The sequence below is a fragment of the Streptomyces sp. NPDC104307 genome (assembly GCF_055584045.1).
Genome location: NZ_JBVJMU010000013.1, coordinates 134,655 through 145,626 on the forward strand (window position 1 = coordinate 134,655; position 10,972 = coordinate 145,626).

Here is a 10,972-nt window from a genome sequence, read left to right on the forward strand (position 1 = left end):
CGCGGGCGGAGGTCTCCGCCCGCGCTTCAGCCCTTCACGCAGATGATCTGCTTCACCTTCGCGACGACCTCGACCAGGTCGCGCTGCTGCTGCATGACCTGCTCGATCGGCTTGTACGCCCCCGGGATCTCGTCCACCACTCCGGAGTCCTTGCGGCACTCCACCCCTTGGGTCTGCTCCGCCAGATCACGCGTCGTGAACCGCTTCTTGGCCGCGTTGCGGCTCATTCGGCGGCCCGCTCCGTGCGAGGCCGAGTTGAATGCCTTCTCGTTGCCGAGGCCCTTGACGATGTAGGTGGCCGTGCCCATCGAACCCGGAATGATCCCCAGCTCACCACTGCCCGCTCGGATCGCGCCCTTGCGGGTGATCAACAGGTCCATTCCGTCGTACCGTTCCTCCGCCACGTAGTTGTGGTGGCAGCTGACTTCCTGGCCGAAGGTCACGTTCGCCTTCTTGAACTCCTTGCGGACCACGCCCTTCACAAGCGCCATCATCGTCGCGCGGTTGTGCTTCGCGTACTCCTGCGCCCAGAAGAGGTCGCTACGGTAGGCCGCCATCTGAGGGGTCTCCGCAAGGAAGACCGCCAGGTCGCGGTCGACCAGACCCTGGTTGTGCGACAGCTGCTGCGCCTGACCGATGTGGAAGTCGGCGAGCTCCTTCCCGATGGCCCGCGAACCGGAGTGCAGTGTCAGCCACACGGAACCGGATTCATCCAGCGAGACCTCGATGTGGTGATTTCCCCCTCCGAGCGTTCCCATCTGCTTTGTGGCACGTTCCTGACGGAATTTGACCGCTTCGGCCACTCCGTCGAACCGCCCCCAGAAGTCGTCCCAGTCGGTCGACGGGAGCCCGCGCAGCCGGCCCGGGTCCACCGGCTCGTCGTGCATCCCGCGGCCCACCGGGATGGCCTGCTCGATCTTCGACCGGAGCCCGGTCAGGTCCCCGGGCAGGTCGTTGGCGGTCAGCGAGGTCTTGACCGCGGACATCCCGCAGCCGATGTCCACGCCCACCGCCGCCGGGCAGACCGCACCGTGCATCGCGATGACCGAGCCGACCGTGGCGCCCTTGCCGAAGTGGACGTCCGGCATGGCGGCCAGGCCCTTGATCCACGGCAGGGTGGCGACGTTGCGCAGCTGCTGCATCGCGACGTCCTCGACCTTGGCCGGGTCGGTCCACATGCGGATGGGTACCTTCGCACCCGGCACCTCTACGTACGACATAGCTCCTCGATTCCCCCGAAAAGTCTGAAAGCGCAAAACCGGTACCAAGGTCGGCAAAAGTATCGGCCGATCGGCAACCACGGCGGCGCGTGCGATACACATTGTGTCCACCGGCCGCCGACGAGCGGCAACCGTTTTTCGCACGAAGGGAGCCCAGGAACGTGCGACGAATGGCGTACGCGCCCGGCGCCGTGCTCATTGCAGCGCTCGCGGTCGGCTGCAGCAGCGGCACCGGATCCGGCGATTCCGCCACCGACAGCAAACCCGGTGCCGTGGCTTCCTCCACCGCGCCTCCGGGCAAGTACCGCACGCTTCCCGAGGCCTGCCGTTCGGTCTCGCCCGCCACCCTGAAGGACCTGCTGCCCGGCTCCGCCGAGCTGCCGGAGGCCCAGCAGGAGAAGGTGTTCGACGGTTCGCCCGCCGTCACGTACGACACCGACCGCCGGGTCGGCTGCCGCTGGAAGACCGAGGCGCCCGACGGTGCCCACAGCCTCTTCGTCGACTTCGAACGGGTCGTCTCGTACGACCCGGCCGTGAGCGACGACGACCGCGCCCGCGAGGTGTACGCGAAGAAGGAGGCCGCCGCGGACTTGCCCTCCGCGCTGCCCGGCAGCACGGACAGCGGCGCCCCGGACGCCTCCGGCTCCCCGTCCGCGACCGCGAGCGCGACCGCAAGCGGGAAGCCGGGCAAGGACGGCGGCAAGGCCGCGGGCAAGAGCTCGGGCAAGAGCGCGGATCCGGACGCGGAGGAGACCGCGGACACGGATGGCTCCGGGGACGGCGGCGCCGCCGAGAACCTCCAGCCCCGGGTCCTCGATTCGCTCGGCGACAGCGCATTTCTGGACGATCTGCTCACCCGGGCAGGTTCTACCGCACAGCACCGCACGGTGAGCGTGGTATTCCGCACATCGAATGTCATCGTGACCATCCAGTACACCGCGCAGCCGACCCTCTCCACGGAGATCCCCGACAGCAAGGAACTGCAGGAGAAGGCCCAGGCACTGGGCCGGAAACTGGTCGACGGCTTCAGCGAGTGACCCCGTCCCCGGCCGGTCCGCCCCGGCCCGCGGCAGGTCCGTGAGCCGTCCGGCCGAGGCGGCATCCGGCCGCCGTCCGTCGTACCGTGGCCCTCCGGAACCACCGACCGCGTCCCTGTCCACCGATCGTCCGGCCGCCCGAACGCCGCGCCACCCGAGTGAAGGAACCATGCACCGATCAGCCCCGCGACTCACCCGCATACTCGCCTGCGCCGCCGTTCCGGTGATGCTCGTCGTCGCCGGCTGCTCGTCGGACTCCGACAGCGGGAAGGACAAGGCCTCGGCCTCGTCCGCCGCGCCGGACGCCACGAAGACGGAGCCCGAGGTGGCGGCCGCGAAGTTCGCCGCGCTGCCCGACCCGTGCAAGGCGGTCACCGCGAAGACGGTCAAGTCCCTGGTCCCCGCGGCCAAGGACAAGAAGGGCACGCAGGGCAAGTCCAGCGACACCGCCGCCCGCGGCAGCTGCTCCTGGAACGGCCTGGACGACAACGGCGTCAAGGGCTCCCAGTACCGCTGGCTCGACACCGGCTTCACCCGCTTCGCCTCCGACCAGGCCCTGGGCAGCGGCGCGGACCGGGCCGGTGACGACCTGGCGAAGCAGATCGACAAGGTCAAGGCGACCGAGGGTGCCAAGAAGCTGGTCACGGCCCCCGTCAGCGGGATCGGCGAGCAGGCCACCCTGATCACCTACGACCTCGAAAAGACGAGCGAGGACTTCCGCTACGCGACGATCCTCGCCCGTACCGGGAACGTCGTCGTGACCCTCACCTACAACGGCGCGGGTTACGCGGGAGCGAAGGCCCCCTCGGCCGAGAAGATCACCGCGGGCGCCAAGACGGGCGCGCGCGACGCCGTCGCCTCGGTCGCCACCGCCAACGAGAGCCCGAAGACGAGCGCGTCGCCCGACGCCCCCAAGTCGTCCGGCAAGCCCTCGGCCAAGGCATCGGGCAAGACGACGGACAAGGCATCGGACAAGGCTGCCGAGTAGCGTCCTTCCCGGCGCCCTCCCAGACGCCCGGGAGCCCCAACTCCCCACCCCATAAGCGGATTTGCGAAGCCCGGCTCTCCTCCGGGAACCGGGCTTCGCCCCTCCCCGCGCAACACTGCTCGCACACATGTGCCAGGCTGTGCCCGCCAGAACTCACATCGTTCCTCCGGACCGGGCGTCGGAGACGAAGAAGCGGGAAGGGGATCGCGGGTGGCCGCGATGCAGCTCACACGCACGCACCGCATACTCATCGGGCTCGTGGTGGCCGGTGCGGTGCTCATCGCGGCGATCGGCTTCGCGGGCTCGTACGCCGCGGTACGCGAACTCGCCCTGGAGAAGGGCTTCGGGGACTTCTCGCTGGTCTTCCCGATCGGCATCGACGCGGGCATCTGCGTCCTGCTCTCGCTGGACCTGCTGCTGACCTGGCTGCGCATCCCGTTCCCGCTGCTGCGTCAGACGGCCTGGATGCTGACCGCCGCGACGATCGCGTTCAACGGCGCGGCCGCGTGGCCGGACCCGCTGGGCGTCGGCATGCACGCCGTGATCCCGGTGCTGTTCGTGGTCGCCGTGGAGGCCGCCCGGCACGCCGTGGGCCGGATCGCCGACATCACGGCCGACAAGCACATGGAGGGGGTCCGCCTCACCCGGTGGCTGCTCTCCCCGGTGCCGACGTTCCGGCTGTGGCGGCGGATGAAGCTGTGGGAGCTGCGCAGTTACGAGCAGGTCATCAAGCTCGAACAGGACCGGCTGATCTATCAGGCCCGCCTCCAGGCCCGGTTCGGCCGCGGCTGGCGCCGCAAGGCCCCCGTCGAGTCCCTGATGCCGCTGCGCCTCGCGAAGTTCGGCGTTCCGCTGGCCGAGACCGGCCCGGCCGGGCTCGCCGCCGCGGGAATCGAGCCCGTCCTGCTGCCGCCGGCCCCCGCCGCCGCCGGGGCTGTCGCCGCCGTCGACACCGCCCGTTCCCAGCAGCAGCCCGAACTCGTCGGCGCCCCGGGCCAGGAGCAGTTCGCCGGGCCGCAGCACCAGCAGCAGGACCACCCGCAGCAGGGCCACCAGCAGCCCCAGCAGAACCAGCCCCAGTCCAAGTCCCAGAGCGCCTTCCAGCCTCAGTCGCAGCCCCAGCCCCAGCCCCAGAGCGCCTTCCAGCCGCACGCCCCGATCCTCACCCCCGCCCCCGACTCGCACGAGAGCCCCTGGTTCGCGGCGCAGTCGCCGGACGGCGCGTACGAGGGCTCGTACAACCCGACGTACCTCGACGTCCAGGAGCCCGGCCCGGTCATGATCCCGACGGGGCCCGGCCGCACCCGCCCGCTGGGCAACGTCGGCACCATCGGCGGCGTGCCCGGCCCCGGCGCCGAGCAGCAGCCGCCGCAGCCGCAGCAGCCCCACGAGGCGGCCGAGGCTCCCCTCGCGACCGCGCCCGCAGCCGACGCCGGCCAGCTCCCGGAGGAGCAGAAGCCCGTCGCGGAGGCGGCCGAGGAATGGGCCGAGGAGTGGGCGCAGGAGGACGCGGAGTTCAGCGAGATCGCCTACGAGGTCTTCGCCGCCTTCGTGACGCAGCACAGCACGTACCCCAGCATCGAGGTCCTCGACATACACCTGTCGGACGGCCACAACGTGCGGCACCCGCGCAGCGCGGCGCTGCTCCGCCAGCTGATCCAGGGCTTCAAGAACCGCTACCACGCGGAGCTGGAGGCCGACCACATCGCGTGAGCCACTGAGCCCCTGAGGGCTCCCCGGGACTACGCGCGCAGCGCCGAGGGCCGTCACCCGCACCACCGGGTGACGGCCCTCTGTGCTGTGCGCGCCCGCGTATGTCACCGGCGCCGCCCCCGCCGCCGCGCTCCCGGATGTCTCGAAGGAGACAGTCCCGGTACGCCCTAGGTCGTCTACATATCGCGCTGCCAGCGGCCTAGATTCATTCGTGTACCGCAAGTGAATCGCGTCATCGAATACACAGACGCCCGTTGAACCATTCGTCGAACCGACCATTCGCATGACCCATCGCGAAGCCGGAATCCGTAGTTCTCCGTGCCCGTATTCCCGCATTTCCGCAGTCCCGCATTCCCGTACTCCCCTCACCGCACGCGTACTCCGGATTCCAGCCGACCCACCATGAGAGGAACACCGTGTCCCGCGCAATTCCGCTAAGAGCCGTGCTCGCCTCCGCGGCCGTCCTCACGGCGATCGCGCCGATAGCCCTCCCGGCCCCCGCCATGGCGAATTCGTCCTCCCACACCGCGGCTGCCGCCGGCCGTCACACCGGGCCGGACGTGATCAACACCCGGGCGGCCGACGTCTACCCGGAGGGCGTCGCCTGGGACCCCACCCGCCGCGCCTTCCTGGTCGGCTCCGCCCTGAAGGGCACCCTCTCGGTGGTCCGGCTGGACGGCACCGTCACCGAGCTGGCACCCAGCATCGGCATGGTGTCCACACTCGGGGTCCGGGTGGACACCGCGCGCAACCGCATCCTGGTCGCCTACAGCGACTTCTGGATCCGCCAGCGTCTGGACGTCGGTGACCAGCCGCCCACCTCGGGCGTGGCGATCTTCGCCCTGGACACCGGCAAGCTGCAGCGCCGTATCGACGTCGCCAAGGGGCTCTCGCGCACCTTCGCCAACGACCTGACCTTCGACCCCCGGGGCAACATCTACGTCACGGACTCCGTGTCGGCCACGCTCCAGCGGATCGACCTGGCCGGTCACGTCCACCCGGTGGTCACCGACCCCCGCTTCGCCGCGGACATCGTCGGCCTGAACGGGATCACCTGGCACCCGGACGGCTACCTGCTGGCGCTTCGCTACGACAACGGCGCCATGTTCAAGATCAGCCCGAACGCCCCGGCCCACCGCAAGGTGGCCGAGGTCAAGCTGGACCGGCCGCTGGTGGGCACGGACGGGCTGGCGCTGCGTCCGGACGGCTCCCTGGTCGTGGTGACCAACTCCATCGGTGAGGCCGTCGGCGCGCCGGGCGGCGTGGACGCCGTCACGGTCGTGGGCTCGAAGGACGGCTGGCGCAGCGCCAGCGTCCGCTCGCGCGAGGAGCCGTGGCCGGTCTCCGGCCCCACGACGGTGGCCGTCACGCCGTACGGCGACTACGTGCTCAGCGGTGAGGTGGGTGTGGTGCTGGCCGGGGAGACCTCGGACCGGATCACGCTGCGCCGTGTTGCCCGCGCCGGCACGAAGCACCACGCCACCGGCCACCACTCCGTGAACCGCCACTCCACGAGCAACAGGGGGCACAACCGATGACCGCAGCCAAGCGCAACGGCGTTCTCTGGGCGCTGATCGCCACCTCGCTGCCCATGTTCATGGTCTCGCTGGACAACCTCGTCGTCACCAACGCGCTGGCGGAGATCGGCAAGGACTTCGAGGTCAAGCAGTCCGAACTGCAGTGGGTGATGAACGGCTACGTGCTGGCCTTCGCGGGTCTGCTGCTGGCCGGCGCGGCACTGGGTGACCGCTTCGGCCGCCGTCGGGTGTTCCTCGGCGGCATCGCCCTGTTCACCGTGTCGTCCGTGGCCTGTGCGATGGCCGGTTCGGTCGTCACGCTGGTCATCGCCCGGGTGTTCCAGGGCGCGGGTGCGGCCGCCATCCTTCCGGTCTCGCTCACGCTGGCCGTCGGCGCCGTCTCCCGGGCGCAGCGGAATCTGGCGGTCGGGGTCTGGGGCGGGGTCAACGGCCTCGGCATCGCGGCCGGTCCGCTCGCCGGCGGCCTGGTCACCGAGAAGATCTCGTGGAGCTGGATCTTCTGGATCAACGTGCCCGTCGGCCTCATCGCACTCCCGCTGGCCCTCTGGGCGGTCAAGGAGAGCCGGGGCCGGGAGCGCAGCCTGAACGTCCCGAGCATGGTCCTGGTGACCGGTTCCGTCGTGTCGGCCGTCTGGGGCATCGTCTCCGCCGCCGACCACGGCTGGACCAGCACCAGCACGATCATCGGGCTGTCCCTCACGGCGGTCCTCGCCGTGGCGTTCATCGTGTCCGAGCGTTCCAGCAGCCAGCCGCTGATTCCCTCGCACCTGTACCGGGCGCGGGCGTTCGTGCTGAGCAACGTGGTGTCGATCACGATGTACTTCGGTGTCTTCGGGTCGATCTTCTACCTCACCCAGTTCCTCCAGGGCCCGATGGGCTACACCCCCTTCGAGGCGGGTCTGCGCACCATCCCGTGGACCCTGGCGCCGATGTTCGTGGTGCCGGTCGCCAGCCAGTTCGTGGACCGGATCGGCGGCGGTGTGCTGCAGGCCGCGGGCTGCGCCCTCCAGGGCATCGGCCTCGGCTGGATCGCCCTGGTCATCACCCCGGACGTCGGTTACGGCGCCATGGTGCCCGCGCTGGCCCTGGCCGGTATCGGGATGGGGCTGGTCTTCGCGGGCAACCCCGCCACGGTGATCTCGGCGGTGCCGGAGAACGAGCAGAACAAGGCGTCCGGTGCCAACAACACCAGCCGTGAGTTCGGTGGCGCGCTCGGTGTGGCCGCGCTCACCACCGTGTTCAGCCGCCAGTTCGCCGCGAACACCTCGGGCGACCAGGCCTCGGCGTTCACCGACGGCCTGGAGGCCGCGCTGTGGGTCGGCGTGATCGTGGTGATGCTCGGCGCGGTGAGCGGCCTGTGCATCCGGCGGAGTTCGGAGCGGGCCGGCGACAAGGCGTCGGCGGACGCCGATGCCGCCGAGGACAGCTCGGTGGCGGTCACGGTCGCCTGACCGGAGCCGCCCCCGGGTGGGGCGGGGCCGGCCGACCGGTCCCGCCCCGCCCCACCGCCCCGCAGATCACCCCGAGAACAGGTCTGGAGGAATCCCGATGACCACCCAGGTGCTGGAAGACGCCGCGCAGAGCGTGTTGCCCGCCCTCGAATACGGGCGCACCATCGAGCGCTCCCTCGCGCACCGGTCCGCGATATCCGAGGTCTTCGTCACGGACGTCCAGAACGTACGTCCGATGGCGGTGACCGCGGGCATCCATCTGCCGCTGACCCACCTCTACTACAGCGACCACCGGCCGAGGCCGAAGCTGCACGACTCCCTGCTGTTGCTGGAGGCCGGGCGGCAGGCCTCGATCGCGGGTGGCCACACCAACGCCGGGGTGCCGGCCGGAACCGTCGCCATCGTGCACGCCTTCCAGTTCTCGCTGCGGAACCTGTCCGCGCTGCGGGTGGGCGGCGAGCCGGGGCCGCCCCGGATCGACACCGACTTCTTCGGCAAGACCGCCCGGCACAGCGGCCGGTTCCGCAAGGGCCGTCTTGAGCAGCGGATCTTCATGGGTGACGTGCACGTGGGCGACCACTCGATGGACGTGCTCTTCCTCAAGGGGGACGAGAACGAGATCCTGCGGCACGCCCAGCGCGGCACCCCCGCGCCGCTCAGTACGGAGTTCACCGAGTGGCCGGGCGTGGTCCGGCGGGTGGCTCCGGAGCTGGTGGGCCGCGACAACCCGCTGAACGTGGTGCTCACGGAGCCGGAGTTCACCGAGGGGTCGGTGTCGGCCCAGGTCGTACCGCGCTTCGATAACCCGGCGCTGTTCGACCACTCCTACGACCATCTGCCGGCCATGGCGCTGGTCGAGGCGGCCCGCCAGCTGGCGCTGCTGACGGCCTCCGCGTCCGGCTCCGGCTCCGCGTCCGGCTCCGGGGACTTCTTCGCCGCCGGTTACGAGGGCGGGTTCCAGCGGTTCGCGGAACTGGACGTCCCCCTGACCGCGACCGCCGAGCGGACTCCCGCGAGCGACGGCCGGCACACGGTACGGGTCGGCTTCCGCCAGGACGGCCAGGAGATCGCGGAACTCACCGTCACCGTCGTCGACGTCTCCCACCTCAAAGGATCCTGAGGACCCGTCATGTCTGACACCACATCGCCCCCACTGGCCGTCTGGTCGGACTTCGGCGGGGTCCTCACTCCTCCGCTCGGCCACACGATGAAGACGTTCTGCGCCTCGATGGGCCTCGACCAGGTGGTCCTGGGCCGGGCGCTGGCCACGGTCACCGCCCGGTACGGCACCACCGACATCATGCTGCCGATCGACACCCCGCTGGTGACAGAGGAGGAGTGGCTCCAGGAGATCGGTGACGTGCTGGAGGCCGAGCACGGCGTCCACCTCCGGCTCACCACGATGGCGGACGCCTGGTTCGACGGGCGGGAGACCAACCACGCCTGGCTGGCCCAGCTGCGCAAGATGCGGGAGCGGGGCGCGTTCGTCGGGATGCTCTCCAACATGGTGCCCGCCTGGGACCCGTACTGGCGCCGGATGATCGAGCCCGACGGGCTCTGGGACGACGTGCTCCTCTCCTTCGAGGTGGGTCACCGCAAACCGTCCCCCGGCATGTTCGAACTCGCCGCGCGGCGGGCGGGCGTACCCCCGGAGCGCTGTGTGCTCGTGGACGACCTCCCGCAGAACTGTGCCGGTGCGGAGGCGCTCGGCTGGCAGGCGGTGCTCTTCACCGACGCCGAGAGCGCCGGCGACCAGCTCGCGTCCCTGTGGGACGAGACCAGGAGGAAGTCCATATGAGCCGCTCCGTACTCGTCACCGGCGGAAACCGGGGCATCGGCCTCGCCACCGCCCGAGCCCTGGCGGCCGAGGGCCACAAGGTCGCCATCACCTACCGCAACGGTGAGCCCCCGCCCGGCTTCTTCGCCGTACGGTGCGACGTGACAGACCCGGCCCAGATCGAGGCCGCGGTCGAGGCGGTGTCGATCCAGCAGGGTGACATCGAGATCCTGGTCTCCAACGCGGGCATCACCCGGGACCAGTTGCTGATCGGCATGCCGGAGGACGACTTCCGCGCCGTGATGGAGACCAACTTCCAGGGGGCCGTCAGCGTCACCCGGGCGGTCGTCCCCGCGATGATCAAGGCCCGCTGGGGCCGGCTGATCTACATGTCGTCCATCAACAGCATGTCCGGCGCCCCGGGGCAGACCAACTACGCGTCCTCCAAAGCGGCGTTGATCGGATTCGCCAGGTCGCTCGCGATCGAGCTGGGCCGGCGCAACATCACCGTCAACGTGGTGGCTCCCGGAATGATCGAGACCGACATGGTCGAGGACGTCACCGACGCGCGCCGGAAGGCCGCGCTCGCCAGGACGGCACTGGCCCGTACCGGGACCCCCGAGGAAGTCGCCGCCGCCGCGCGCTTCCTGGCCGGCGAGGACGCCTCGTACGTGACCGCCGGAGTCATCCCGGTCACCGGCGGCCTGGGCGCCGGCCACTGAGGCGCGGGCCCCGTGCGGGCCCCGCCACCCACAGACCTCCGGGGGCGAATCCCAATCCCCGGACCTTTCCCCACCATTGAGGAGCAAGCAGATGAGCAGCGAAGCACTCGACCTCTCCATCAACATGGGCCTGATCTTCAACGACCTGAACGAGGAGGCCGCCCTCAAGTACGTCGCCGACTCCTTCGTCGACCACGAGGCGCAGCCCGGCGTCCCGGGTGGCCCGTACGGCTACCTCGGGACCGCCCGTTGGGTTCACAGCGCCTTCGCGGGCGCCAAGTGGGAGGAGCTGGACAGCTTCACCGAGGGCGACCGCGCGGTCCTGCGGCTGCGCTTCACCGGCAAGCACACCGGTGACTTCCTCGGCTTCGAGCCGTCCGGCGCCGCCGTGGACGTCGAGCAGACCCACATCTACCGGATCGAGGACGGCAAGGTCGTCGAGCACTGGGGCTTCCGCCAGGACCTCCTGCTGCTGACCCAGATCGGCGCGATCACCCTCAAGCCGCCGACCCCGGCCGCCGTCTGA

At 70.3% G+C, this 10,972-nt stretch carries 10 protein-coding genes; 9 read left to right on the plus strand and 1 reads right to left on the minus strand.

Annotated features, from left to right (window positions below):
- Positions 1-26: 26 nt before the first annotated feature.
- Positions 27-1,220 carry an RtcB family protein gene (locus ACZ601_RS27955; RefSeq protein ID WP_469542971.1) on the minus strand — a complete coding sequence of 398 codons (1,194 nt, stop codon included), beginning with the start codon at positions 1,218-1,220 and terminating at the stop codon, positions 27-29.
- A gap of 170 nt (positions 1,221-1,390) precedes the next feature.
- On the opposite strand from ACZ601_RS27955, the gene ACZ601_RS27960 reads away from it, so the two are divergent.
- From ACZ601_RS27960 to ACZ601_RS28000, 9 genes are all read left to right on the plus strand, one after another.
- Complete coding sequence (locus tag ACZ601_RS27960) at positions 1,391-2,257, plus strand: prolipoprotein diacylglyceryl transferase (protein ID WP_469543190.1); 867 nt, start codon at positions 1,391-1,393, stop codon at positions 2,255-2,257.
- A 169-nt stretch (positions 2,258-2,426) separates the two neighbouring features.
- A complete protein-coding gene (locus ACZ601_RS27965) occupies positions 2,427-3,245 on the plus strand; it encodes a DUF3558 family protein (protein WP_469542974.1) in 819 nt (272 codons plus the stop codon).
- Positions 3,246-3,464: 219 nt separating this feature from the next.
- Positions 3,465-4,958: a DUF2637 domain-containing protein gene (locus ACZ601_RS27970; protein ID WP_469542976.1), complete on the plus strand. Its 1,494-nt coding sequence runs from the start codon at positions 3,465-3,467 to the stop codon at positions 4,956-4,958.
- 443 nt (positions 4,959-5,401) lie between these two features.
- Complete coding sequence (locus ACZ601_RS27975; RefSeq protein ID WP_469542979.1) at positions 5,402-6,496, plus strand: SMP-30/gluconolactonase/LRE family protein; 1,095 nt, start codon at positions 5,402-5,404, stop codon at positions 6,494-6,496.
- On the plus strand, positions 6,493-7,947 hold the full coding sequence (locus ACZ601_RS27980) for a DHA2 family efflux MFS transporter permease subunit (protein ID WP_469542980.1): 1,455 nt from the start codon (positions 6,493-6,495) through the stop codon (positions 7,945-7,947). Before ACZ601_RS27975 ends, ACZ601_RS27980 begins: the two co-directional genes overlap by 4 nt.
- A gap of 97 nt (positions 7,948-8,044) precedes the next feature.
- Entirely contained in the window at positions 8,045-9,067 is a 1,023-nt protein-coding gene (locus ACZ601_RS27985; protein WP_440579276.1) for an AfsA-related hotdog domain-containing protein, read from the plus strand.
- 9 nt (positions 9,068-9,076) lie between these two features.
- Positions 9,077-9,745 carry an HAD family hydrolase gene (locus ACZ601_RS27990; protein WP_469542985.1) on the plus strand — a complete coding sequence of 223 codons (669 nt, stop codon included), beginning with the start codon at positions 9,077-9,079 and terminating at the stop codon, positions 9,743-9,745.
- Positions 9,742-10,446, plus strand: coding sequence for a 3-oxoacyl-ACP reductase FabG (gene fabG / locus ACZ601_RS27995; protein WP_440579278.1), 705 nt, complete (start codon positions 9,742-9,744; stop codon positions 10,444-10,446). The genes ACZ601_RS27990 and fabG overlap by 4 nt, the downstream gene beginning before the upstream one ends.
- A gap of 91 nt (positions 10,447-10,537) precedes the next feature.
- A complete protein-coding gene (locus tag ACZ601_RS28000) occupies positions 10,538-10,972 on the plus strand; it encodes an ester cyclase (protein WP_440579279.1) in 435 nt (144 codons plus the stop codon).

Excerpts from the sequence above, each read along its gene's own strand:
- ACZ601_RS27955 (WP_469542971.1), bottom strand. The coding sequence starts at position 1,220 with ATGTCGTACGTAGAGGTGCCGGGTGCGAAGGTACCCATCCGCATGTGG.
- ACZ601_RS27960 (WP_469543190.1), top strand. The coding sequence starts at position 1,391 with ATGGCGTACGCGCCCGGCGCCGTGCTCATTGCAGCGCTCGCGGTCGGC.
- ACZ601_RS27965 (WP_469542974.1), top strand. The coding sequence starts at position 2,427 with ATGCACCGATCAGCCCCGCGACTCACCCGCATACTCGCCTGCGCCGCC.
- ACZ601_RS27970 (WP_469542976.1), top strand. The coding sequence starts at position 3,465 with ATGCAGCTCACACGCACGCACCGCATACTCATCGGGCTCGTGGTGGCC.
- ACZ601_RS27980 (WP_469542980.1), top strand. The coding sequence starts at position 6,493 with ATGACCGCAGCCAAGCGCAACGGCGTTCTCTGGGCGCTGATCGCCACC.
- ACZ601_RS27985 (WP_440579276.1), top strand. The coding sequence starts at position 8,045 with ATGACCACCCAGGTGCTGGAAGACGCCGCGCAGAGCGTGTTGCCCGCC.
- ACZ601_RS27990 (WP_469542985.1), top strand. The coding sequence starts at position 9,077 with ATGTCTGACACCACATCGCCCCCACTGGCCGTCTGGTCGGACTTCGGC.
- fabG (WP_440579278.1), top strand. The coding sequence starts at position 9,742 with ATGAGCCGCTCCGTACTCGTCACCGGCGGAAACCGGGGCATCGGCCTC.
- ACZ601_RS28000 (WP_440579279.1), top strand. The coding sequence starts at position 10,538 with ATGAGCAGCGAAGCACTCGACCTCTCCATCAACATGGGCCTGATCTTC.